This window comes from Peribacillus sp. SIMBA_075 (assembly GCF_046534585.1).
In genome coordinates, this window is record NZ_JAWRYN010000651.1 from 1 (window position 1) to 270 (window position 270).

General features: G+C 41.5%; 1 pseudogene. It reads left to right on the top strand.

The window, feature by feature from the left end:
• Positions 1 to 57: 57 nt before the first annotated feature.
• Positions 58 to 270: pseudogene (locus tag SB775_RS29780) on the top strand (phosphotransferase family protein); the annotation flags it as partial.

Genomic DNA, 270 nt, shown 5'->3' on the forward strand with positions numbered 1-270 from the left:
TCATGTAAATTACCTGTACGTTCCTCTTTTACATGGCTACAGGCAGGAGGAGTTACCATGAGTGAATGGCTTGACCAACTGCAAAAAGAAATTGCAGCCCTTAGAAGCTCAACCCGCATTGAAAAGATTCTAAAAGGATTTTCTACTGATGAGAAGTACCGCGTGTATTTGTCTAATGGAGAGAACCGGTTGCTGCGTATTTTTAAGCTTGATCAATGGGAACAGAAAAAAGCCGAGTACGACATTATAAAGACCATTCAAACCCTTGGG